The following is a 23,554-nucleotide window of genomic DNA, read 5'->3' on the forward strand; positions in this document are numbered from 1 at the left end:
CTTGTTGTCAACTTTTTGAACAGCGGCCTATGACGCCGGCCGACTGCCCGTTCAGCCGAGAACCCCGGCCGCCGAACGCGGGGCGGGGGTGAGGGCCTCGCCGACACGGTCGACCAGGAGGGCCATTTCGTAGCCGACCTGTCCGACGTCGCAGCTGCGAGCCGCGAGCACCGCGAAGGAAGAACCATCCGAGATGGACATCAGGAAAAGGAACCCGTTGTCCATCTCGACCACCGTCTGCAGCACGGCGCCACCCTCAAAGCACCGCGCGGCGCCCTGAGTGAGGCTGACCAGGCCGGAGGCGATGGCTGCCAGTTGATCGGCGCGGTCCCGGGGAAGGTCCCGTGAGGCCGCCAGGAGCAGGCCGTCAGCGGAGACCGCGATCGCATGTGCGACGCCGGGAACGCGGTCGGCGAAGTTGGCCAGGAGCCAACCGAGATCCTGCGTAGATGTCATGCCTCATGCTCCTTGCCAGCCTGCGAGGACTGCTGCCCTCCCGGAGTCTCCTCCGGGTTGGTCATTTCTTGGGTACGACCGCGCTGCACACCACGGTGGTAGGCAGACAGCAGACCGCGGACACCCTCGGGGGTACGGCGCTGAACGGAGTTTTCGCTCCGGTCGACGCCACCGGGGACGAGCTGTGCCATGGGGGTCCGCTTGGGCAGACCCGCCGTGGTCGTGGACTCGACCGGCGTTTCCGCCGCCGCCCGAGCAGCCTGCCATCCCTGGTCGGCCGCGGTCTGCCACGGGCTCGTGGCGACGTTGGACGCCGGGGCGGCGGTGCCGTTCGAAGCGGCGCCGTTGCCGGCACCGACACCTACAGTAGCCGGGTTTCTGTCCCGTGACTCGGGCGAGACGGCCTGCTGCGGCACGCCGACCGATCGCGACGGCTCCCCGGTCGGGATCCGCTGCGAGCTGACCGGCTCGTCGAGCCCGTTCGTCGATGTCTTGGCCTCGGCCGGACGGCCGGTCGTGAACCAGGCCGACTCGAGCTCCCGGAAGATCGGCAGCTCCATCGTCTCGTCCGCGAACTGACCCGGACCGCTGTCCCGCTGGCGGGCCGCCGCCTGCGCGGCGGCGATCTGAGCCGCGGCCGTGGCCTGGGCCTCGGCCGCCTGAGCGGCCGCCGCCTCGTGTGCCGCCCGCGCCGCCGCAGCGGCCCGCTGGGCTTCGCCCTGCGAGTCGCCCCCGAAGGGCGGGGACGAGGACGGGATCGGAGCGGTCTGCGGGTTGGCCGGACGCTCGACCTGAGGGCCCTGGTCGCCGCGCTGGTCCGCGCGGTAACGGGGAAGCTCGGCGGTCATGTCCAGCGCCGCGGCGAGGCTCTCGGGCACGTGCGGGGCCGGAGCCTCGCGCTCGGGAGCGACCGGCGGCCAGGCCGGCGGTGCGACGGCGCCGGTCGGCGGCTCGGTTCCGGGCGGCGACGAGACCGGACGACCGCCGTAGGGCGGAGCGGACGGCACCGGCGGAGCGGAGACCGGAGGCACCGGCGGGGCCGAGACCGGCGGGACGAACGGAGTGCGTCCCTGGGTCTCGGGGTTGGCCGGAAGCTGACGCGGGATGGTCGCGCCGAAACCGTTGGCGTCGCTCTGGTCGACATTGCGGCGCTGAGGCAGGCCGTCGAAGCCCTGCGGCTGGGCCGGACCACCGAAGCCCTGCGACTGGCCGGGGCCGGGCGGCAGCGGCGGGATGACCTCGTTGCTGCGCGGGCCGTAGAAGCCGTTGCTGCCGTTGCCGTTGCTGCCGCCGTTGAGCCCGCCGTTCGAGCCGAAGCCGTTGGACGGTGCACCGGTGAGGTCGGACCACGCCGGCGCCGAGCGGCCGTTCGTGCCCAGCATGCCGCCCGTGTTCATCGGGGGGTTCGGGTCGAACGGGCGACCGGTCGGGTAGCCACCGCCGCCGCGACCGCTCTCGAGGGCCATCGGCTCGGGCATGCCCGGGCGGCCCTGCTGGTCGTAGCCGGCGCCGACCTGCATGCGGCCGCCGGCGGCGACCGCGTTCTGGCCCTGGCCGGTGAGCACGGAGAGCGGCAGGCCGACCTCGGCCACGGTGCCCCGGTCGGTGTCGGCCGGGCGGAGCTCGACCTTGACGGTGTGCCGGTTGGCCAGCCGGGCGACCACGACCAGGCCCATCATGCGGGAGACGGCCACGTCCACCATGGGCGGGTTGGCCAGCCGCTCGTTGAGCTCGTGAAGCTGCTCACGGCTGATGCCGATGCCCCGGTCTTCCACCGAGAGCAGGGCGCCGTCACCCAGCCGCCGGGCCTCGACGATGACCGTCGAGTTGGGCGGCGAGAAGGCGGTCGCGTTGTCGAAGAGCTCGGCGACCAGGTGGACCATGTCGTTGACGGCGTGCGCCGCCACCTCGATGTCCCGGTCGATCATGCCGAACTCGATGCGCGTGTAGTGCTCGACCTCGGACTGCGCGGCGCGGAGCACGTCGATCAGTGCCGCGGGCTCACGCTGCACACGGGTCGAGTCGGCGCCGGCGAGAACCAGGAGGTTTTCGTCGTTACGGCGCATTCGGGTGGCCAGGTGGTCGAGCTGGAAGAGCTCGGCCAGGCGGTCCGGGTCTTCCTCGCCGCGCTCGAGCCGGTCGAGGTGACCGATGAGCCGGTCGACCAGGATCTGGGAACGGCGGGCGAGGTTGACGAACATCGTCGCGACGGAGGCCCGCAGGGCGGCCTGCTCGGCCGCGGTGCGCACCGCCTCGAGGTGAACCGCGTTGAAGGCCTCGGTAACCTGACCGAACTCGTCACGGCTGCGCACCGGCAGCGGCTCGGCGATCTGGTCGGCGAGCTGAGCCGGGGTCAGCGAGGTGGAGAGCTGCGGGTCGCGCAGCCGGCTGACCGCGTGGGGCAGGCCGAACTGGGCGACCGAGAGAGCACCCTGGCGCAGCTCACGCAGTGAGCGGGCCATCGACCGGGCGACGAGCCAGGCGAAGAGGATCGCCAGCAGCAGCATGCCGAGCAGCACGCTGGTCTCGATGAAGACCCGCCGGTTCACCTTGTCACGCAGGTCGGTGGCCTCGGCGACGATGTCCTTGTCCATGCGCTGCTCGACGGTGCGGTATTCCTTGCCGACGCCCGACATCGCCGCTTCCCACTGCGCGGAGTTGAACGGGATCTGATTGACGTTCGACCCCTGCAGGGCCACCAGCGGGACGGTCAGGTTGGAGGCAGCCCGACCGGCCGGCAGTTCGCTGATGCGCTTGAAGAGGTCGGTGTCGGCAGTCGAACCGGTCGAGAACAGCGTGTTGCCCGCGATCTGGAAGCCGGTGTCGGCGACCAGGTAGTCGCGGCGCAGCTTCGCGGTCAGCTCGCCCTTCTGGACGATCCGCTGGCCGATGTCGCGCTGGCTGGCGACGTATTCCTTGGCCTGGGCCACCGCGGCCACGGCACGCAGGTGGTCACTGAGCTGGGTGTCGTTGGCCAGCTGGGCGGCCGCGTCACGCACCTCGAGCAGGTCGTCGATCAGCTTGGTGTAGTTCGCGTCGGCGTCTTCCGGAGCCTTGCCGTTCGCGACCTGGCTGCGCTGGGCGGGCAGATCCTCGAGGTTGCGGTCGAGGCGCAGGAGCAGCGTGGCGACATTGTCGGGCACGTCGTCCAGTGCGGCCTTCTGTTGCGCGTACGGGGTCTTGGCCGCGTCGACCTGAGCGTGCTCAGCGCTGTAGAGATCCTTGGCCTTCTTCAGCTCCGGGCTGTTCTTAGGAAGAGTCGAGATCATCACGCCGTAGGCGCGTTCGTTCTGTAGGTGGTCAACGAGACCACCGGCTGCTTCCGACAGCACCGAAAGGGTGCGGGCGCGCTCCGCGTTGTTGGCCTCTTCGATGTGGTCCACCAGGCCGCTGACGCCGACGATGATCGTCGCCAGGGTGGGAACCAGCATGATCAAGCCAAGCTTCGACCAGATCGGCAGATCTCGCAGCCGATCGGCCGGCCGACGGAGACGCGACATGACGCCGGTCGCCGTCTTGGGGCGCTTGCTCACGTCACCGTCCTCCTGTATCGGGCCCCGGCACTCGGCGAGCCGGGCACCACACACGGCCGATTGCCGCGCCGGGCCCCCGAGATTCCATCACGACGAGTGTCAAAGAGAAAGGGCCGCTGGACACGGACCGGTTGTGTGACGCGATGTCGCAGGGACGTCGCCGGTCAATATCACGCGTTGTGCAGGAGCACGTTTCTCAGAGTCACTCAGGACAATCGCCACGGCGCGGGGGAGACACCGAACGATCGCGCCCGATCGTAGAGGATCGCGGCAGGAGAGACGATGGCGCGGTCGCGAACAATCGGCAAGGCGAGATGCCGGATTTCGCAGTTTTTGTTATGACCATTATGGCCGAACGGACGATGAACGCCGCCGAACCGGCAGTGTCACCGGCCGGCGGATGCTCTGTAACAATCTTGTGCCCAGTGAGGACAGGCGTCAGCCGAGCAGCTTTCCGTAGCCCGGCTTGATGATCTCGTTGATGATCGCCAGGCGCTCGTCGTAGGGGATGAAAGCCGACTTCATCGCGTTGATCGTCAACCACTGGAGCTCGGCCCACCCCCAGCCGAAGGCCTCGGAGAGCAGCGCCATCTCGCGCGACATGGACGTGCCGCTCATCAGGCGGTTGTCGGTGTTGACGGTGACCCGGAACCGCATGTCGTGCAGCAGCCCGATCGGGTGTTCGGCGATCGACGCGGCGGCACCGGTCTGCACATTGGACGACGGGCACAGCTCGAGGGGAATGCGCTTGTCCCGCACATAGGCCGAAAGCCTGCCGAGCACGACATCACCGCCCGCGAGCGTACCCGTGATGTCATCAACCAGTCGCACACCGTGACCGAGGCGGTCGGCGCCGCACCACTGGATCGCCTGCCAGATCGACGGCAACCCGAAGGCCTCGCCGGCGTGGATGGTGAAGTGGAAATTCTCACGCTGCAGATATTCAAAGGCGTCGAGGTGGCGGGTGGGAGGGAAACCGGCCTCGGCACCGGCGATGTCGAACCCGACCACACCCGCGTCGCGATAGCGCACGGACAGTTCGGCGATCTCCTGGGAACGGGCCGCGTGCCGCATGGCGGTCAGCAGGACACCGATGCGGATCGGGGTGCCCAGCGCGGCGGCCTCGGCGGCGCCCTCGGCGAAGCCGGCGTTCACCGTCTCGACGACCTCGTCGAGGCTGAGACCACGCTCGAGGTGCTGTTCGGGCGCGTAGCGCACCTCGGCGTAGACCACGCCGTCGGCGGCCAGGTCGAGCGCGCACTCCTTGGCCACCCGGTGCAGGCCCTCGGGGGTCTGCATGACGGCGACGGTGTGGGCGAACGTCTCCAGGTAGCGTTCCAGCGATCCGGAGTCGGCGGCCTCGACGAACCACTCGCCCAGCGCGACCGGGTCGGTGGTGGGCAACGGGTGACCCACCCGCTCGGCGAGGTCGACGATGGTGGCGGGGCGCAGCCCCCCGTCGAGGTGGTCGTGGAGCAGCGCCTTCGGCGCCGGGACGATGTCGGAGAATGCGATGGCGGCCATCAACCGATGCTAGAGGCAGGAAACCAATGATCGACGGAGCATTGCCGTACCTGCGATGCCCGGTGTGCCGTCAGCCACTGGAGCGGGCCGGCCGGGCCCTGAGATGCGCCAACCGGCACAGCTTCGACATGGCCAAGCAGGGGTACGCCGACCTGACCGCGGGACGGATGCCGCACGTCGGCGACACCGCCGAGATGATCGCCGACCGGGCCGCCTTCCTGGGCGCCGGGCACTACGCGTTCATCGCCGCGGCCCTCGCGGCGAGCGCCGGCGCTCCCGACGGGCTGATCGTGGACGCCGGAACGGGAACCGGTGACTATCTGGCCACGGTCCTCGACCACGCCCCGCAGGCCGTCGGCCTGGGCCTGGACGTATCGAAGCCGGCGCTGCGCCGGGCCGCCCGCGCGCACGACCGCGCCGCGGCGGTGCTGACCGACCTCTGGCGCCCACTCCCCCTGGCCGACCGGGCGGCGAGCGTGATCCTCGACGTCTTCGCCCCGCGCAACGGTGCCGAGTTCCGCCGCGTGCTGCGCCCGGACGGCGTGCTGCTGGTGGTGACGCCCGGCCCCGACCACCTGCGCGAGCTGATCGACGCCCATGACCTGATCCAGGTGGACCCCGAGAAGGAGTCCCGGGTGCGGGAGGCGCTCGGCGACCACTTCGAGCCGAGCGACGCCACTCCCCTGAGCCGCGAGCTCGACCTGACCGCCGACGAGGTGCGCACCCTGATCGGCATGACCCCCAGCGCCCGCCACGTTGCCGCCGTCCGGCCCGCCGAACCGGCCCGAGTCACGGCATCGGTGCTGGTCACGGCCTATCATCCGGCCTAGACCGAAAGATCGACCTCTTCCCATTCGGCCGGTTGGTCGTGGTAGGGCCCGTGAAAGATGACGGCCCACTCCAGGGCCCATCGCCGCTGGCCGATCGCGTTGCCGTCGATCTCGCCGGGCAACGGCAGCCCGCTCGCCTCGGCCTCCTGGAACGCCCAGTCGAGGCAGTAGTAGAGGTCGAGCAGCACGACCGCCTCGACCGGGTCGCGCGGCGACATGAGCGAGCGCGACCGCCACTGGCCGAAGGTCTCCCCCGCCGGCAGGTCGGGCATCTGCGTCATCATCCTGTCCTCGGGCGGGGCGGTCGGGTCGAGGTGGCGACTGAGCCCGAGCAGCCAGGCCAGCGCGAAGACGGCGTCGTGGTGCAGCACGAAGGAGCGGTGGTCGCCCTTCGCGCCGATCACGAACTGCCATTCCGGAGGCGTGACGAGGTCGACCAGGTGCGAACCGAGCAGCCAGCTCATCGCCGCCTCGGTCGGCATGCCGAAGCAACGCGCCACGACCACGTGCAGCACCGCCGCGCGCGCTTCCAGGTCGGACGTGGGGCGGAGCTCGACCTGGTCGCCCGGCTCCCACACCAGGGGGAAGCCGGGCGGCGGCAGCGGCAGACCCAGCCGGGCCAGTTCGTCGAGGCTGGCCTCGCGAACCGCGCGGGGGTCGGGTGCGGCCTTCTGCATGGTGCGTCAGGCTATGCGGTCGAGGACCAGGTCGGTAAGGGTGGGCCGCTCGGTGCCGAGGACAATCGCCGCGGCGGCCTCGGCGCGGGCCACCGGGATGCGATCGGGGTCGTCGGTCCGCAACTCGAGCAGCACATCCCCGGCCCGTACCGAGGAACCCGGCTTGACCTTGAGCTGGATGCCGGCACCGAAGCTGACCGGGTCTTCCTTGCGGGCCCGGCCGGCCCCGAGACGCCAGGCGGCGATCCCGATCCCGTACGCGTCGACCGAGCTCACGATCCCGTCGGACGAGGCCCGCAACACCTCGGTCTCGCGCGCGACCGGCAGCGGCGCGTCCGGATCGCCGCCCTGGGCCCGGATCATTTCGCGCCACTTGTCCATCGCGGCCCCGGAGGCCAGCGCCTCGGCCGGGTCGGCGTCGATCCCGGCCGCGGTCAGCATCTCGCGGGCCAGTGCCAGGGTCAGCTCGACCACGTCGGCCGGGCCGCCGCCGGCCAGCACCTCGACCGACTCGGTGACCTCGTTGGCGTTGCCGACGGCCAGGCCGAGGGGGGTGCTCATGTCGGTGAGCAGGGCGACCGTGTTCACCCCGCTGTCCTTGCCGAGCCGCACCATCGTGCTCGCCAGCTCGCGGGCGGTGGCCAGGTCTTTCATGAACGCGCCGGAACCGACCTTGACGTCGAGCACCAGCGCCCCGGTGCCCTCGGCGATCTTCTTGCTCATGATCGAGCTGGCGATCAGCGGGATCGCCTCGACCGTGCCGGTGACGTCGCGCAGCGCGTAGAGCTTGCGGTCGGCCGGGGCCAGGCCGTCGCCGGCCGCGCAGATGACCGCGCCGACGTCCTGAAGCTGGCGCTTGAACTCGTCGTTGCTGATCGAGGCGCGCCAGCCCGGGATCGACTCGAGCTTGTCGAGCGTGCCGCCGGTGTGGCCGAGGCCGCGGCCGGACAGCTGCGGGACGGCCGCGCCGCACGCCGCGACCAGCGGGGTCAGCGGCAGCGTGATCTTGTCGCCGACGCCGCCGGTGGAGTGCTTGTCGGCGGTCGGGCGGGTGACCGCGGACAGGTCCAGCCGCTCCCCGCTGGCGATCATCGCGGCGGTCCAGCGGGCGATCTCGGCGGGCGTCATGCCGCGCAGCAGGATAGCCATGGCCAGGGCGGACATCTGCTCGTCGGCGACAACCCCCCGGGTGTACGCGTCGACGACCCAGTCGATCTGGGCATCGCTGAGCACGTGCCCGTCGCGCTTGGCCCGGATGACGTCAACCGCGGCGAACTCACTCATCGATACCACCTTCCGCATTCCACTTCGACGGGATGCCGTCCGGGGGATCTCCCTCGCCGGCCCACGCGAGTCCACCCTCGGCGTCCACCACCACGATGCGCGAGGTGCGCACCTGGCCCCAGCCCACGGCCTGCGCCACGGTCGGGAAGTTCGGGCCCTCCTCGAGCACGCCCTTCTCGGCGTCGCTCGCGGCCGTGCTGCCCCCGGAGCGCTCCCAGTAGCCCGTCCAGACGGTCTCGCCGCCGGAAAGGTCGGGGTGCACGAACACGGTGCCCCGGCCCCGCCACTTGGCCAGCTCGGCGGGCACCTCGGGCGTCGAGATGGCCCCGTTGACCCGCTCCAGGTCCTCCAGCCCGAAGGCGTGCGGCAGCAGCTCGGCCATGCGCAGCGGCCCGGTGTGCCACTCGACCAGCAGCTCCGGCCCGCCGTTCTCCCAGAGGAGCTGGCGGCACCGGCCGCACGGCATCAGCGGGTTGCCGGTGGCGTCGACGCACGAGAACGCCACCAGACGCCCGCCGCCGGTGATGTGCAGCTGGCTGACCAGCCCGCACTCGGCGCACAGCCCCACCCCGTAGGACGCGTTCTCCACGTTGCACCCGACGACCACCCGGCCGTCGTCCACCAGCGCCGCCGCCCCGACCGGAAAGTCGGAGTAGGGCGCGTAAGCGTGCCGCATGGCTTCGGTCGCGGCGGCCCGCAACCCAGCCCAGTCGATCTCCATGCCGCAAATTGTGCCTGACGTGCCTGGACGTCAGCTCTTGACGTACGGAACTCCGTCGGCGGCGGGCGCGCGCACCCGGCCGACCAGCCCGGCCACGGCGACGATGGTCGCGATGTAGGGCAGCATGTTCAGGAACTGGTTGGGCACCGGGCTGCCGACCGCGCCCAGGTAGTTGGCCAGTTTCTGGGCGAAGCCGAAGAACAGCGCCGCACCCAGCGCCCCGAACGGCGTCCACCGTCCGAAGATCAGGGCCGCCAGCGCGATGAAGCCGGCACCGGCCGTCAGGTTCTTGTTGAACGCCCCGGTCGCGACGAGCGTGAAGTACGCGCCACCGATGCCGGCCACGACGCCGCCCATCAGCACGTTCAGGTAGCGCAGGCCGCGCACCCGGATGCCGACCGTGTCGGCCGCCGTCGGGTGCTCGCCGACCGCGCGGGTGCGCAGGCCCCAGCGGGTGCGGGTGAGCCCGAAGTGGATCACGAAGACCAGGATCAGGGCGAGCCAGACCAGCAGGTTCGTCTCGAACAGCACCGGTCCGATCACGGGGATGTCGGCCAGGCCGGGGATGCGCCACTCGGGAAGCCGGGGCGGCGAGTTGTACTTGATCGCGTCGGGCTGCATGAGCCGCTCGTACAGGAAGCCGGTGACGCCGAGCGCGAGCAGGTTGAGCACGATGCCGACGACGACCTGGTCGACCAGGAAGCGGATGGCCAGCACGGCCAGCAGCGCGGCGATGATCACTCCGCCGACCACCGCGCTGATCAGGCCGGCCCACACGCTGGTGGCCAGCGTGCCGACCAGGGCGGCGCCGAACGCGCCCATCAGGAACTGGCCCTCGATCGCCACGTTGACCACGCCGGAGCGCTCGCCGAGCACGCCGGCCAGGGCGCCCAGGATCAGCGGCAGGGCGAGTTCCAGCGAGCCGCTGAGCGTGTCGACCAGCGGCAGGAACTTGCCGGCCACCTGCCAGCACAGGAACGAGAAGACGAAGGTCACGATGCCCAGGACGAGCAGCGTCGTCTGCCAGCGCTTGGCCACGCCGGCCAGCAGGGCCGCGCCGGCCGCCACGGTGATGACGCCGAACAGGATGGCGCCGAGCTGCCCGTTGATCGAGAGAGCAGCGCCCTCGGCGTTCTCGCTCAGGGTGAAGCGGGCCGTCTCGGACGGGGCGAGCGATCCGAAGAACGCGGCCGCGATGACGCCGATGATGACCAGGGCGGCGCCGAGCCGGCGCTCCCGGTTCCAGAATCTGCTCGGGGCGCTCGCCTCGGTGAGCTCCTCCACGGTCGCGGTCGACACGCCGCTCACCACCCCTTCGCCACGGACGCGCCGAGCCGTGCGCTCCGCGCCGCGCGGAGCTGGAAGATTGCCTTCACCAGGGCGGGCGCCGCGATGAAGATGACGATCAAGGCCTGCAGGACGGTGACGAGCTCGAGCGAGACGCCCACGTCGACCTGCATCAGGTTGCCGCCGGCCCGCAGACCGCCGTAGAGGATCGCGGCGAACAGCGTGCCCCACGGCTTGTTGCGGCCGAGCAGGGCGACCAGCAGGCCGTCGAAGCCGATGTTGCCGGCCACCTGGCCGGTCAGCCGGTCGGCGGTGCCGAGCACCTGGACCGCGCCACCGAGGCCGGCCAGACCACCGGCCACGACCATGAGCAGCGTGTAGGTGCGGCCGACGCTCATGCCGGCGGTCTTGGCGGCCGGTGGGTTGACGCCGACCGCGCGCAGTTCGAAACCGAACGAGGAACGGTTGATCATCCACGCCACCGCGGCGGTCACCAGCACCGCGAGCACGATGCCGAGGTGGACCCGGAGCGGCGCGGGCAGGGCCGGCAGCAGCGCGGTCGAGTCGACCGTCTTGCTGATCGCGTCGGTGCGGTTCGGGTCCTGCACGCCCTTCTGCAGGATGAGCCAGCCGAGGAACAGCGTGGCCACGTAGTTGAGCATGATCGTGGTGATCACCTCGTGGGCCCCGGTGCGGGCCTTGAGCAGGCCGGGCACGAAGCCCCAGAGGGCACCGCCGATGAGACCCGCGGCCAGCGCGACGATCAGGTGGAGCCCGGCCGGCAGCCCGATGGCGAAACCGGCCACGCCGGCCAGGATCGTGCCGACGACCGCCTGACCCTGACCGCCGATGTTGAACAGGCCGCCGCGGAACGCGATCGCCACCGACAGACCGGTGAAGACCAGCGGGGCGGCGTAGGTCAGCGTCTCGGAGAGCGGGTTGAGCGCGGTCTTCCAGTCGCCGGAGCCGTTGAACAGGGCCTGGACCGCGGCCGGGTCGAAGACCGCGCCCTTGAACAGGTCGGCGTAGGCGTGGCCGACCAGGTCCCAGCTCGCCGAGAGGGCGTCGCTGGGCCGTGAGGTGAAGTACGAGTACATCGAGAGCACGTCGGAGTCGGAGATCACGATCAGCACCGCGCCGATGACCAGCGCGAGGAAGATCGACAGGATCGTCACGGTGACGGTGTTGGCCGACCAGAGGTTGTGCAGGAAGAGGCTGAAAAGGCTCTCTTCCTTCTCGTCCTTCTTCTTTGCCGGCGGAGTCTGCGGAGCCTCGGGGGCAGGGGCTTCGGTGGTCACTCGCTCTCCTCGGCTTCCTGCGCGGGGCTGGTGATGCCCGCCATCAACAGCCCGATCTCCTCGCGCGGCATGTCCGGCGAGACGACGGCCAGGATCCGTCCGCGGTACATGACCGCGATGCGGTCGGCCAGACCGACCACCTCATCGAGCTCGCTCGAGACGACCAGCACGGCCGTGCCGATGTCACGCTCGTGAATGATCTGATTGTGGATGAACTCGATCGAGCCGACGTCCACGCCCCGGGTCGGCTGTGACGCGATCAGCAGCTTCAGCGGGCGGGACATCTCGCGGGCGACGACGACCTTCTGCTGGTTGCCGCCCGACAGGGTGCCGACGGTCGACTGCGGCGACGACGTACGGATGTCGAACCGCTCGACCCGCTCGCGGGCCGAATCGGCGATCGCCTTGGGGTTGAGACTGACCCGGTTGCCGAACGGCGCGCGGTCGTAGAGGTCGAGGACCAGGTTCTCGGCCACGGTGAAGTCCTTGATCACCCCGTCCAGGCTGCGGTCCTCGGGGACGTAGCCGACGCCCGCGCCCAGCACCTGCTTGGTGGTGCGGCCGGCGAGGTTCTTCTCCTCGAGCTCGACCGTGCCGGCGCGCGACGGCCGCAGACCCATGATCGCCTCGACCAGTTCGGTCTGCCCGTTGCCCTGCACGCCCGCGATGCCCAGCACCTCGCCGGACCGCACGACCAGGTCGACGCCGTCGACGGCGCGGACGCCGCGGTCGTCCTCGACGATCAGGCCCGAGACTTTGAGAACCTCGCGGCCCGGGTCGGACGGGGTCTTGGTCACCTCGAGGCTGACGTCGCGGCCGACCATGAGCTCGGCCAGCTCTTCCTCGGAGGTGTCGGGCGAGGCGGTGCCGACCGTGCGCCCGCGGCGGATCACGGTGATCTTGTCGGCGATCGCCTTGACCTCGCGCAGCTTGTGGGTGATGAAGACGATCGACTTGCCGGTCTCGGCCAGCGATCGCATCACCGCCAGCAGCTCGTCGGTCTCCTGCGGGGTGAGCACGGCGGTCGGCTCGTCGAGGATGAGCAGGTCGACGTCGCGGGTCAGGGCCTTGACGATCTCGACCCGCTGCTGCGCTCCGACCGGCAGGTTCTCGATCAGGGCGTCGGGGTCGACCGGCAGGCCGTAACGCTTCGAGGTCTCGAGCACGTCGCGCTTGTTGCGCCGGCGGTCGAGCCAGCCCAGCGGGCCGCCGCGCACCTCCTCGGCGCCGAGCGCGATGTTCTCGGCCACGGTGAAGACGGGGACCAGCATGAAGTGCTGGTGGACCATGCCGATGCCGGCCGAGATGGCGTCCCGGGGGCTGCGGAAGACTTTCTTCTCCCCGTCCACCAGGATCTCGCCCTCGTCGGGCTGCAGCAGGCCGTAGAGCTGGTTCATCAAGGTCGACTTGCCGGCGCCGTTCTCGCCCAGCAGGGCGTGCACCTCGCCGGGCTCGACGGTGATGTCGATGCGGTCGTTGGCCACCAGGTCGCCGAAGCGCTTGGTGATGCCGCGCAATTCGAGTCTCAGCGGAATCTCCTGACTTCGGCTTCTTTGGGGGGTTCGCACAAGAAACTGGAACCGCCGCCCGGCCACGAGAGATTCTCGCGACCGTGCGGCGGTCGAGATGTTACCTAGTGTTTGCTCAGGCCGGGGCGCTGGCCGACTCGACCTTGATGGTGCCGGCGATGATGTCCGTCTTGAGCTTGTCGACCTCGGCCTTCAGCTCGGGCGAGATCTTGCTGTCGAACGTGTTGTACGGCGCCAGCGAAACACCGTTGTTCTCCAGCGTGCCCAGGTAGCCCGGGGTCGCGGCCAGCGGCGTGCCCTTGGCCCCGTCGACGACCGCCTTCTCCACCGCGTCGGTGATGTTCTTGACGACGGTGGTCAGGAAGACGTCGCAGTCCTGCGCCGCGCTCTTGCAGCCGTCCTGGTCGACCCAGACGATCGAGACCTTGCCGCCGGAGTTCTTGGCGACCTCGGCCGCGCCCAGACCGGTGCCACCGGCGACCGGCATGATCACGTCGGCGCCCTGGCCGATGAACGTGTCGGCGAGCGCCTTGCCCTTGGCCGGGCTGGCGAAGTCTTCAGCGAAGCTGCCGTTCTGCTTGGCCTTGTCCCAGCCGAGCACCTGGACGTTCTTGCTCTTGGCCTTGTTGTACTGCGCGACGCCGTCGGCGAAGCCGTCCATGAAGATGGTGACCGGCGGGATCTTGAGGCCGCCGAAGGTGGCCACCTTGCCCGACTTCGAGTAGCCCGCGGCCAGGTAGCCGGCGAGGAACGCGGCCTGCTGGGTGGCGAACTGCATCGGGTAGACGTTGGTCGCGCCCGGGATCGCGCTGTCGACGATGCCGAACTGCTGGCTCGTGTTCTGAGCCGCGACCGCCTTGGTGGCGTCGCCCATGAGGCCGCCGACCGAGAGGATGAAGTTGCACTTCTGGGTCACGAAGCCGCGCAGGTTGGGCTCGTAGTCGGCCTCGGCGGTCGACGCGACGTACTTCGGGTCGACGTTGGAGGCCTGAGTCTTGGCCTCCTGCAGACCGGCCCACGCCGACGCGTTGAACGACTTGTCGTCGATGCCACCGGTGTCGGTGACCATGCAGGCCTTGTATGCGGCGGCCGCGGCGTTGGAGCTGCCGCCGGCGGGGGTCTCGTCAGGAGCGTCACCACAGGCAGCGGCGGCGAGCGTCAGCCCACCTGCCGCGAGAATCGCCACGAGCCGGTTCCCACGTACTGGGCGCAAGACGCCCTCCTTCCAACGCACACCGACATTTGCCGGTGAGTCTTCACGGCGGGAGCGTAGCCGCAGGCCAGAACGTCCGAGGCAGTTTGGGCCGGACTGTTGGCGCACCGTTATCTGGCCGCAACCACAGAGCCCGTCGCGCGTCGCTTCTATCCGCTAGTGCGGCAAATCATCGGCTCGTGTGGTAACAGGCGCGAAACCTTCCGGTGTGACCGAGTTCGCATAGCCGATCTTGCGTGAGCGACGCCACGCCCGCACACCCAGAACGCCGACCGTGGTGCCGATCGCCAGCGAGGCGAGAATCAGCACCGCGTGCACGATCAGGAACGAGGTCGGCTGACCGTCGGCGGAGGAGCGGTCGTCCTTCCAGATGGCCAGGCCGAACCGAGGCCAGATGACCCACGTCCAGACCCCGACCGCTGTCAGGAAGACCGCCCACCGTCGCGTTATGACCATGCGTCAACTATCCCAGCGGCTGATTCACGCCGCCGGGACGAGGTCGGGCCGCGTGACCTGCTCAACCTTCACCGGCGTGCCCTCCGGGGCCAGACCCTGCCGCCCGATCAGGGTCAAGACCAGACCACCCAGGGCGTACGCCGTGAGGACCGCGATCGCCGTGCCGGACCCGGCGCCGTCGAAGTAGGCGGCCGAGCGCAGCAGGGAGGCGCCGGCCCCGATCGGCAGCCACTGACCGAGCTCGCCCCACGGCTGCGGCAGCAGCTCGGGCGCCGCCGCGATGCCGGCCAGCGCGTTGCCGACGAGGAAGAACAGCAGGGCGCCGAGGCCGAGCCCGCGGTGGTCGATCAGCGCGCCGAGACCGGTAATGGCGGCCGACATGGCCAGGGCGAAGAGGCCGAGCGCGGCGGCGACGGCGAAGTAGCCGCCGGGGAGGATGCCGAGCCACTGCTGCTGCACCGCCGCCGCGGTGAACCCGGCCAGAACGCCGTAGCTGAGCAGCGCGACCAGCCGGGCCGAACGCCGGCGCACCAGCAGGAAGGCGAGAACGCCGGCGACCAGGCTGGTGATGGCGAGCGGCAGGAACCCGGCCGCGAACCCGGCGCCGCGAGCGTCGTTCGCGTCCAACGGCACGACGTCGCGCACCGGGACCTGCGGGCCGAACCCGGCCGCGGCCTGGGTCAGGAGCGTGGCCACGGCCGGTGACGCGGCCGAGGCGACGAGCACCTGGGGTCCGCCGGCCGAGACCACGATCGCCCCGTAGACCTCGCGGTCCTTGATGGCGGCTTCGGCGGCCGCGGCGTCACCCACGGCGTGCACGTCGAAGGCACCGGGGTGCTCGGCCTCGAGCTGGGCGCTCAGTGCGGGCGGGCCGGCCACGGCGATCGGCAGGTCGCGGGGGGCGAGGTTGGCCGCGGGGGCCGCGAAGAGGGGGACGAGGAGCGCCTGCGCGGCCACCACGAGGACCGCGATCAGAACGCCGAGGGTGACAGGCGTGCGTCGCATTTCGACTCCTAAAACGAATGCTCGTTCTTTTATGTGCCCAGCGTGCCTTCCGCCACGAGATCGTGTCAAGAACGAGCGTTCGTTTTAGAATGTGGGGCGTGCCACGTGTCTCCGAAGACCACCTGACCGCCCGCCGCGAGCAGATCCTCGCCGCGGCCCGCGCCTGCTTCCTGCGCAAGGGACTGCACAACTCGTCGATGCAGGACCTCATCAAGGAGGCCGGGCTCTCGGTCGGCGCCGTCTACCGCTACTTCAAATCCAAGGACGAGATCATCGCCGCGATCGCCGAGGGGGTGGTGAGCGGCATCAGCCAGCAGATCGACGAGATCGCGGCCCGCCGGCTCCCCCTGGTCGACTCGCTGGGCCTGCTCCTGGAGGTGATCGACACGCAGCTCAGCCCGGACGGCGCGCTGCCGATCGCGGTGCAGATCTGGGCCGAGGCGACGACCGATCCGGCGATCGGAGCGATCGCGCACGCGCGCTACTCGGCACTGCGGACCAGCGTGCGGGCGCTGGTCGCGAACGCCGCCGAGAGCGGCGAGCTACCGCCCGAAGCCGACGTCGACGAGGTCAACAGCGCCGTCTTCTCGCTGATCCCCGGCTACGCGTTGCAGCGCCTCCTGATCGGCACGCCGGAGCGAGAGGCCTACCTCCGCGGCATCCGGGCCCTGATCACGCCCTAGTCAGGCGGGCCGCTATGCGGGCCCAGCCCTCGCGCACCTGAGCCTCGGTGGGCGGCCGGCCCGGGCGTACGCGTCTGGTCTCGTACTCCTCGTCGGTCTCGCCGTCGTCGCTGTCGTCGTCGGCGGCCGCGCGGGCCAGGTCGATCTCGTCGCGGATCGCGTCGGCGTCGGGGCGGGGCAGCAGCGGCTCGACCACGGCCATGAGCTGCTCGTCGGCCACCACGGCCTGGGCCAGCGCGAGGGCGTGGGCCCGCTCGTAGGGGCCGCAGACGACGGGTTCCCAGTCCTCCTCGTCGCCCAGCGAGCCGATCGTGATCACCCAGGGCAGATCGGCTACCGGCGAGCCGGCCGGCAGGTCCAGCGTGACGAGAGTTCCCACGGGGACATCATTCCGGGCTGGTGTGCCGAATCCAGGTGTTTTGCCCCACGGGGGTAGTTTTATCGTCTGCTGAGAGGTCGACCACGCGGCCATGCGGGCTGGTGGCCGCCCACGCCGCTCCGAACAGCAGAAGCTGGTTGAAGACGTACAGGTAGACCAGGACGCCGACCGCCGAGCCGACCAGGCCGTACGCCGGGTTGCGCTGCACCAGGCCCACGAAGGACTTGCCCACCGTGTTCAGCAGCGTGATGCCGATGCCGACCTGGAGAACCGGCGGAGTGATGCGGCGGATCGTCATACGCAACCGCGGTACCGCCGCCAGCAGGGCCGCGGCCAGCAGCATGTTGACCAGGACGGTGAGCAGCCAGCTCGACGCCGACTGCAGGAAGCCGTCGGCCATCCAGTCGAGCAGTCGTTCGAGGCTGTAGACGGCCGCCTGCGAGAGCGCCAGCAGCAGCAGGACGCCGAGCAGCACCAGCAGGTCGAGCGCCTGCCGGATGCCGATGTAGCCGGGCTGCTCGTTGAGCCGCCAGATCAGCCGCTGCGAGGAGCGGATCGACTCGACCCAGGCGATGCCGGTGAAGGTCAGCCCGAGCAGGCCGACGATGCCGACGGTGCGCCCGCTGTCCAGGATGGCCTGCACATCGAGGAAGGGCAGGTTCTGGCCGAGGAAGTCGCGGACGGCGTCGAACAGCTCGTCGTTGTTGTCGAGCAGGATGCCGAAGATCGAGTAGCCGATCAGCAGGAGCGCGAAGACCGCGAAGAAGCCGTAGTAGGCGATCGCGGCGGCCAGCCGGCCACCCTGCACGTCGATGTAGCGCACGACGGCTCGGCTCAGATGGTCGAAATATCGGGACCGGTGCCGCAGCCACATGACACGGGCCTCAGCGGCGTCGTAGGCCCGGTCGATCGGATTCACGCGCCGACCGTAACCGACGTCACCCCGGCAACCGCTCAGACGCCGCCCAGTGGGAAGTCGCGTCGCCGGCGCCAGGGTCCCTCACCGCCGTGCGAGAAGAGCGTGAACGACGCGACGTGGAACTTGGCCGAGAAGCCGGCCAGGTCGTCGAAGACCGCGTCGAGCGCCTCGGCCGGCACCTCCTGGGCCACCGTGACGTGCGGGTGGTAGGGGAAGCGCAGGTCGCGGTGGATGTCGGCCGAACTCGCGATCCCCTCGGCCAGCAGCTCACACTCGCTGATGCCGACCGCGAGCGTCACGAAGACGACCTCGGTGATCGGCCGGAACGTGCCGGTGCCGCGCAGGTGGATGGTGAAGGGCTGCTGGGCCGCGGCCACCGTCTCGAGGTGCCGCTCGATGCGCGGCAGCGCCTCGCCGCCCACCTCGGTCGGCCCCAGCAGCGTCACGTGCGCCGGGGTGTAGGCCGCCTGCGGGTCACCGGCGGCGGCCCGGCGCTGCGTGAGCAACTCTCCCCAGGGCTCGGGGATGTCGATCGCGATGCCGATCCGCGTCTGAAGGTCGTTGCCCACGGGAGGGTCAGGCGCCGCGGACCGGGCTGAGGAAACCGATGTTCTGGTACGCCTGGCCGAGCGTGACCGCGGCGACGGCCCGGGCCTTCTCGGCACCGACCGCCAGCACCTTGTCGAGGTGGCCGGGGTCTTCCAGGTAGGCCTTGGTGCGTTCCTGGATGGGCCGGACGAACTCGACCACGACCTCGGCGAGATCTTTCTTCAGGTCGCCGTAGCCGCGGCCCTCGTACTGTTCCAGCAGCTCGTCTATGGCCTGGCCGGTCAGCGCGGCATAGATCGTGAGCAGGTTGCTGACGCCGGGCTTGTTCTCCTCGTCGTAGAGGATCTCGCGCCCGGTGTCGGTGACCGCCGACTTGATCTTCTTGGCCGAGCGGGCCGGGTCTTCCAGCAGCTCGATGATGCCGTTGGGCGAGGAGGCCGACTTCGACATCTTGGAGGTCGGGTCCTGCAGGTCGGTGATCTTGGCCGTGTCTTTCACGATGAACGGCGAGGGGACCGTGAACGTGCGGCCGAAGCGCGTGTTGAAGCGCTGCGCGAGGTCACGGGTCAGCTCGAGGTGCTGCCGCTGGTCTTCGCCCACCGGGACCTGGTCGGCCTGGTAGAGCAGGATGTCGGCCGCCTGCAGGATCGGGTAGGTGAACAGGCCCACCGTGGTGGTGTCGGCGGCCTTGGCCGACTTGTCCTTGAACTGCACCATGCGGCCGGCCTCGCCGAAGCCGGTGATGCAGCTCAGCACCCAGCCGAGCTGGGCGTGCTCGGGGACATGGGACTGCACGAACAGCGTGCACCGCTCGGGGTCGAGACCGACCGCGAGGAGCTGGGCGGCCGAGACGCGGGTGCGCTGACGCAGCGCCGCGGGGTCGTGGCCCATCGTGATCGCGTGCAGGTCGACGACGCAGTAGTAGGCGTCGTGGGTCTCCTGCATCGCCACCCAGTTGCGCACGGCACCGAGGTAGTTGCCGAGGTGGAACGAGTCGGCGGTCGGCTGAATGCCGGAAAGCACGCGTGGGCGGCGGGCGACATCGGACATGGCGACCATTGTGTCAGCCGCCCCGGGCAACCCGCGAACCCCCCGCTCTCCCGGGCGGCATGTTTGAAGATGTTGACTTATGAGCGAGTTTGGTGGAACTATTTGAGTGATCCGGTGAGGTGCCTACGCTTGCCGGAGCAACTCAGCGAAGGGGTACCGCGCCGTGAAACTGCTCGTCACCGGGGGCGCCGGCTACGTCGGCAGCGTCACCAGCAGACTGCTGCTGGACGCCGGCCATGAGGTCACCGTTCTCGACAACCTGGTCACCGGCTTCCGCGAGGCGATCGCGCCCGACGCCACCTTCGTCGAGGCCGACATCGCCGACGCCGCGCGGGTGCTCACCCCCGGCTCCGGTTTCGACGCGGTGCTCCACTTCGCCGGCTTGATCGCCGCGGGCGAGTCTATGGTCAAGCCCGAGCTCTACTGGCACGACAACGTGGTCAAGTCGCTCGCCCTGCTCGACGCGGTGCGCGCCGCCGGGGTGCCGAGGTTCATCTTCTCCTCCACCGCCGCCGTCTACGGCAACCCGCTCGAGCTGCCGATCACCGAGTCGGCCGTCAAGGCCCCCACCAACACGTACGGGGCGACCAAGCTCACGTTCGACCACGCGCTCACCTCCGAGACGTTCGCCCACAACCTGGCGGCCGTCTCGCTGCGCTACTTCAACGTCGCCGGCGCCTACATCAACGACGGCCACGAGATCGGCGAGCGGCACGACCCCGAGACCCACCTGATCCCGATCGCGCTGCAGGTCGCGGCGGGCAAGCGCGAGAAGCTGCAGCTCTTCGGCGACGACTACCCCACCGCCGACGGCACCTGCGTGCGCGACTACATCCACGTGCAAGACCTGGCCCGCGCCCACCTGCTCGCGCTCGACGCCGCCACCGCCGGCGAGCACCGCATCTACAACCTCGGCAACGGCAACGGGTTCTCCAACCGCGAGGTCGTCGAGGTCGCCCGCGAGGTCACCGGGGCCGAGCTGCCGGTCGAGATTGCCGCGCGCCGCGAGGGCGACCCGGCCACGCTGGTCGCGTCGTCGGCCAAGGCCCGTGACGAGCTCGGCTGGGTTCCCGAGAAGAACACCCTCCAGGCCATGATCGGCGACGCCTGGACCTTCTACCGCACGCACGTCGCATGATCACCGACGACGCGCTCGCCGTTTTCCGTAAGGAGTTCGGCACTGAACCGACCGGTCTGTGGGCTGCGCCGGGCCGGGTCAACCTGATCGGCGAGCACACCGACTACAACGAGGGCTTCGTGCTCCCGTTCGCCCTGCCCCAGCGCACGATCGCCGCCGTCGGCCCGGCCCCGGCCGGCGAGTGGACCGTGTGCTCGACGTTCGCCGACGAGGCGGTCAGCTTCGGCCTGACCGAACCGGGCGAGGTGACCGGCTGGGCGGCCTACGTCGCCGGTGTCGTCTGGGCGCTGCACGACGCGGGCTACCAGGTCCCTGGGGCCCGCATCGCGCTCGCCTCCGAGGTCCCGCTCGGCTCGGGCCTGTCGTCCTCGGCCGCGCTCGAGTCCTCGGTGCTCACCGCCCTGGTCGACCTGGGCGGCCTCGACCTGCCGCTCGAGAAGCGTCCGGCCGTGGCCCAGCGCGCCGAGAACGTCTACGTCGGCGCCCCCACCGGCATCCTCGACCAGTCGGCGTCGATCCGTTGTCAGGAGGGCCGGGCGCTGTTCCTCGACTGCCGGTCCTACGAGGTCGAGCAGATCCCGTTCGACCTGGCCGCCGAGGGCCTGGCCATCCTGGTGATCAACAGCAACGCCCCCCACCAGCACGTCGACGGGGAGTACGGCGCCCGCCGCAAGTCGTGCGAAGACGCGGCCCGCCTTCTGGGGGTGCCCGCTCTGCGTGACATCACCGGGGCCGAGCTGGACGACGCGCTGTCCCGCCTCGACGACGAGGTGATGCGCCGCCGCGTGCGCCACATCGTCACCGAGGACGACCGGGTGCTGGCCACCGTCAAGCTGCTGCACGCGGGTCAGGTGCGCGAGATCGGCCCGCTGCTGACCGCCTCGCACGTCTCGATGCGCGACGACTTCGAGATCACGGTGGCTCAGGTCGACCTGGCCGTCGAGACCGCGCTCGAGGTCGGGGCCTACGGCGCCCGCATGACCGGCGGCGGCTTCGGCGGGTGCGTCCTGGCCCTGATCGACGCCGACAAGGCCGATGTCGTGACCACAGCGGTCGAGGAGGCGTACGCGAAAGCGGGTTTCACACCCCCGACTGCATGGACCGTCACAGCAGGTCCGGGCGCCGGGAAGCTTTAGCCGGGTGTCCCGCCGGGTAACCGGCGGGACATGACGACTTCGCAGGAAAACTCGGGTTCTCAGGGCAACTCGCGCGAGCAGGAACAGGACGAGCCGAACCAGTTCGGCTTCGCGGGTGGCGCCACGGCGCCAGAACCGATCAAGGAGCCGGCCGAGGGCTACGGCGAGAGCATCGCCGTGCCCGCGGGCGACCTCACCGAGGCGATCACCGAAGCCATCGACGAGGTCACCGAGCGCCGCGAGCACAAGAAGTCCTAGCCGGCTCGATAGAACCTCAGGTAGTCGAAAGACGCTGTGACCGCCGGTTCGGCGCCGCCATGGGCGATCAGGCCAACGCGCGGGTCGCTGCCGGCGGGCAGGGTCCAGACGCCACCCCACGTCCAGTGCCGCCCGTCCCGGCTGACGCCCGCGCGATATTCGTGCTCGCCGTTGGCCGGGTCGACGCGGTGGGCCAGCCGCAGCCAGGTCGTGGTGAGCCCGGGAGTGCCGGCGATCGTGCCGCCGTAGGACAGTGCTCCCGCGTACGGCATCTCCTTGCCGAACTCGACCTGCCGCGTGTTCCAGATGGCGACCGCGCTGAGCCGGGCGAAATGGTCGTCATCCGCGTAGGCGATGAGCCCGGCCTGCTGATAGTTGCGCACGGTGTCCTCACCGAGCGGCAGCGTCAGCTTCGTCTCGGCGATCCATGAGCCCTTGGGCGGTTGCCGCAGCAGCACACCCGCGTCGTTACCGGTGCCCGTGAGATCCGCGCCCTGCACCCGCCAGTGCAGTGCTCCCCCACTCACCGTCGCGGCCGGATCCTGACGCACCCAGCTCCACTGTGCACTCGGCGATGTGAACTCGTCCGAGTAGGCGGGCAGAGCGCGACCGGCGACGGGATCGCGGCCCCGGTTCACCGCCGGCCAGCCGTCGTTCCAGTCGAGGCGGGCGAGCAGCATCGGCCGCTCGTTGATGCCGAACGGCTCGTCGAGGTAGGGGTCGTCACGGTCGATCGCGTGATAGACGAGCCAGTCCTGCCCCTTCCGGTCGGCGATCAGTCCGTTGTGGCCGGTGCCGACCCAGCGGTCGCCGTTCGGTGCGATCACCGGCGTGCCACCGGCGCGCGAGACGTCCAGGCGCAGACCGTCGCGATCGGTGAACGGGCCGAGCGGACTGCGTGAACGACCCACCGACACGGAATATCCGGTGGTCGGACCGGCGCAGCAGTTGGCCGAGGACGCGAACAGGTAGTAGAAGCCGTTTCGGCGTACGACGTACGCGCCCTCGAACTTGTTGTCGATCGCGACCCGGGCCGGCGTGCCGGTGATCCGCAGGCCGTCGGGGGTGAGTTCGCTGACCCAGATGCCGCCGAAGTAGCTGCCGTAGTAGAGGTATTTGCGGCCGTCGGGCGTGGTGAGCTGGGCCGGGTCGAAGGTCCACCACCAGCCGCCGCCGGGGGCCGCGCGGGGTTTCACGGCCGGTTCCGCGGTGAAGGTCCACGGGCCGGTCGGGGCGGGCGCGGTGGCGACGCCGATGGCCGAGGCGCCTGGCGCGGTCGTCGTCTCGGTGACGGTCACGTACATGACCCACCGATTGCCGATCTTGCGGACGTCCGGGGCCCACAGCGAGGCGCCTTCGGCCGCGTACGCCGGCAGGTCGCCGAACGCGTCACCGACGTACGCCCAATGGACCAGATCGGTCGAGCGGGCCATCGGGATGCGGTGCGGCGTGCGTTCGCCCTCGCGCAAAGGGTCGGAGGTGCCGTACCCGTAGTAGAAGCCGTCGTCGCCACGGACGACCACAGGATCGGCGAACGTGTCGGCGAAGCCGGTGCTTCTTCCAGCCCCGGCCCCCGTGAGTGAGAACAGAGTGATCGCCGCGGCGAGCGCGGCCGTCAGACGTCGCATG

22 protein-coding genes are annotated in these 23,554 nt (G+C 70.2%); 5 read left to right on the forward strand and 17 right to left on the reverse strand.

Translation table 11 applies throughout. From position 1 onward, the window contains the following. Positions 1-51: 51 nt before the first annotated feature. From EER30_RS03465 to EER30_RS03475, 3 genes are all read right to left on the reverse strand, one after another. The gene (locus EER30_RS03465; protein WP_014447580.1) at positions 52-456 is read right to left on the reverse strand and encodes a roadblock/LC7 domain-containing protein; all 405 of its coding nucleotides are present in this window, start codon (positions 454-456) and stop codon (positions 52-54) included. Further along, the gene (locus tag EER30_RS03470) at positions 453-3,989 is read right to left on the reverse strand and encodes a sensor histidine kinase (RefSeq protein WP_127498150.1); all 3,537 of its coding nucleotides are present in this window, start codon (positions 3,987-3,989) and stop codon (positions 453-455) included. The genes EER30_RS03465 and EER30_RS03470 overlap by 4 nt, the downstream gene beginning before the upstream one ends. 438 nt (positions 3,990-4,427) lie before the next feature. Then, the gene (locus tag EER30_RS03475) at positions 4,428-5,513 is read right to left on the reverse strand and encodes an adenosine deaminase (protein ID WP_127498152.1); all 1,086 of its coding nucleotides are present in this window, start codon (positions 5,511-5,513) and stop codon (positions 4,428-4,430) included. A 26-nt stretch (positions 5,514-5,539) separates the two neighbouring features. On the opposite strand from EER30_RS03475, the gene EER30_RS03480 reads away from it, so the two are divergent. Next, on the forward strand, positions 5,540-6,343 hold the full coding sequence (locus EER30_RS03480; RefSeq protein WP_127498154.1) for a putative RNA methyltransferase: 804 nt from the start codon (positions 5,540-5,542) through the stop codon (positions 6,341-6,343). Here the strand turns inward: EER30_RS03480 and EER30_RS03485 are convergent. The 9 genes from EER30_RS03485 to EER30_RS03525 all read right to left on the reverse strand — a co-directional run bounded on the left by EER30_RS03485 (position 6,340) and on the right by EER30_RS03525 (position 15,813). After that, the gene (locus EER30_RS03485) at positions 6,340-7,020 is read right to left on the reverse strand and encodes a DUF4272 domain-containing protein (RefSeq protein ID WP_127498155.1); all 681 of its coding nucleotides are present in this window, start codon (positions 7,018-7,020) and stop codon (positions 6,340-6,342) included. The genes EER30_RS03480 and EER30_RS03485 overlap by 4 nt on opposite strands. Before the next feature lie 6 nt (positions 7,021-7,026). Further along, positions 7,027-8,304 carry a thymidine phosphorylase gene (locus EER30_RS03490; protein WP_127498157.1) on the reverse strand — a complete coding sequence of 426 codons (1,278 nt, stop codon included), beginning with the start codon at positions 8,302-8,304 and terminating at the stop codon, positions 7,027-7,029. Next, complete coding sequence (locus tag EER30_RS03495; protein ID WP_127498159.1) at positions 8,297-9,025, reverse strand: cytidine deaminase; 729 nt, start codon at positions 9,023-9,025, stop codon at positions 8,297-8,299. The genes EER30_RS03490 and EER30_RS03495 overlap by 8 nt, the downstream gene beginning before the upstream one ends. A gap of 30 nt (positions 9,026-9,055) precedes the next feature. Next, positions 9,056-10,324 (reverse strand): ABC transporter permease, encoded by a 1,269-nt coding sequence (locus EER30_RS03500; protein WP_127498160.1) that lies wholly within the window; start codon positions 10,322-10,324, stop codon positions 9,056-9,058. 5 nt (positions 10,325-10,329) lie between these two features. After that, positions 10,330-11,610 (reverse strand): ABC transporter permease, encoded by a 1,281-nt coding sequence (locus EER30_RS03505; protein WP_127498162.1) that lies wholly within the window; start codon positions 11,608-11,610, stop codon positions 10,330-10,332. Then, entirely contained in the window at positions 11,607-13,127 is a 1,521-nt protein-coding gene (locus EER30_RS03510) for an ABC transporter ATP-binding protein (RefSeq protein WP_240669727.1), read from the reverse strand. The genes EER30_RS03505 and EER30_RS03510 overlap by 4 nt, the downstream gene beginning before the upstream one ends. 127 nt (positions 13,128-13,254) lie before the next feature. Then, entirely contained in the window at positions 13,255-14,352 is a 1,098-nt protein-coding gene (locus EER30_RS03515; protein WP_127498166.1) for a BMP family lipoprotein, read from the reverse strand. Between the two features lie 156 nt (positions 14,353-14,508). Next, positions 14,509-14,808 (reverse strand): SCO4848 family membrane protein, encoded by a 300-nt coding sequence (locus tag EER30_RS03520; RefSeq protein ID WP_240669728.1) that lies wholly within the window; start codon positions 14,806-14,808, stop codon positions 14,509-14,511. Positions 14,809-14,832: 24 nt separating this feature from the next. Then, positions 14,833-15,813, reverse strand: coding sequence for a hypothetical protein (locus tag EER30_RS03525; RefSeq protein ID WP_205650097.1), 981 nt, complete (start codon positions 15,811-15,813; stop codon positions 14,833-14,835). Positions 15,814-15,911: 98 nt separating this feature from the next. Between EER30_RS03525 and EER30_RS03530 the strand changes: the two genes are divergently transcribed. After that, a complete protein-coding gene (locus EER30_RS03530; RefSeq protein ID WP_205650098.1) occupies positions 15,912-16,496 on the forward strand; it encodes a TetR/AcrR family transcriptional regulator in 585 nt (194 codons plus the stop codon). Here the strand turns inward: EER30_RS03530 and EER30_RS03535 are convergent. Genes EER30_RS03535 through trpS form a run of 4 tightly spaced genes read right to left on the reverse strand, consistent with a single transcriptional unit; the run spans position 16,486 to position 19,393 of the window. After that, positions 16,486-16,875, reverse strand: coding sequence for a hypothetical protein (locus EER30_RS03535; protein ID WP_127498170.1), 390 nt, complete (start codon positions 16,873-16,875; stop codon positions 16,486-16,488). The genes EER30_RS03530 and EER30_RS03535 overlap by 11 nt on opposite strands. Positions 16,876-16,882: 7 nt before the next feature. Continuing rightward, positions 16,883-17,794 carry a YihY/virulence factor BrkB family protein gene (locus EER30_RS03540; protein ID WP_127498172.1) on the reverse strand — a complete coding sequence of 304 codons (912 nt, stop codon included), beginning with the start codon at positions 17,792-17,794 and terminating at the stop codon, positions 16,883-16,885. A gap of 35 nt (positions 17,795-17,829) precedes the next feature. Continuing rightward, the gene (locus tag EER30_RS03545) at positions 17,830-18,363 is read right to left on the reverse strand and encodes a 2'-5' RNA ligase family protein (protein ID WP_127498174.1); all 534 of its coding nucleotides are present in this window, start codon (positions 18,361-18,363) and stop codon (positions 17,830-17,832) included. Positions 18,364-18,370: 7 nt separating this feature from the next. Next, on the reverse strand, positions 18,371-19,393 hold the full coding sequence (gene trpS / locus EER30_RS03550) for a tryptophan--tRNA ligase (RefSeq protein ID WP_127498176.1): 1,023 nt from the start codon (positions 19,391-19,393) through the stop codon (positions 18,371-18,373). Between the two features lie 163 nt (positions 19,394-19,556). Between trpS and galE the strand changes: the two genes are divergently transcribed. The 3 genes from galE to EER30_RS03565 are packed head-to-tail and all read left to right on the forward strand — an operon-like array spanning position 19,557 to position 21,925. Continuing rightward, complete coding sequence (gene galE / locus EER30_RS03555) at positions 19,557-20,531, forward strand: UDP-glucose 4-epimerase GalE (RefSeq protein ID WP_127498178.1); 975 nt, start codon at positions 19,557-19,559, stop codon at positions 20,529-20,531. Then, the gene (galK, locus tag EER30_RS03560; RefSeq protein WP_127498179.1) at positions 20,528-21,667 is read left to right on the forward strand and encodes a galactokinase; all 1,140 of its coding nucleotides are present in this window, start codon (positions 20,528-20,530) and stop codon (positions 21,665-21,667) included. Before galE ends, galK begins: the two co-directional genes overlap by 4 nt. Before the next feature lie 30 nt (positions 21,668-21,697). Continuing rightward, positions 21,698-21,925: a hypothetical protein gene (locus EER30_RS03565; RefSeq protein ID WP_127498181.1), complete on the forward strand. Its 228-nt coding sequence runs from the start codon at positions 21,698-21,700 to the stop codon at positions 21,923-21,925. On the opposite strand, the gene EER30_RS03570 is transcribed toward EER30_RS03565, so the two are convergent. Beyond that, the gene (locus EER30_RS03570; RefSeq protein WP_127498183.1) at positions 21,922-23,553 is read right to left on the reverse strand and encodes a glycoside hydrolase family 43 protein; all 1,632 of its coding nucleotides are present in this window, start codon (positions 23,551-23,553) and stop codon (positions 21,922-21,924) included. The two genes, EER30_RS03565 and EER30_RS03570, sit on opposite strands and share 4 nt — an antisense overlap. Position 23,554: the final 1 nt, after the last annotated feature.

The sequence above is a fragment of the Actinoplanes solisilvae genome, assembly GCF_003999975.1.
In the GTDB taxonomy this organism is placed as follows: Bacteria; Actinomycetota; Actinomycetes; order Mycobacteriales; family Micromonosporaceae; genus Actinoplanes; species Actinoplanes solisilvae.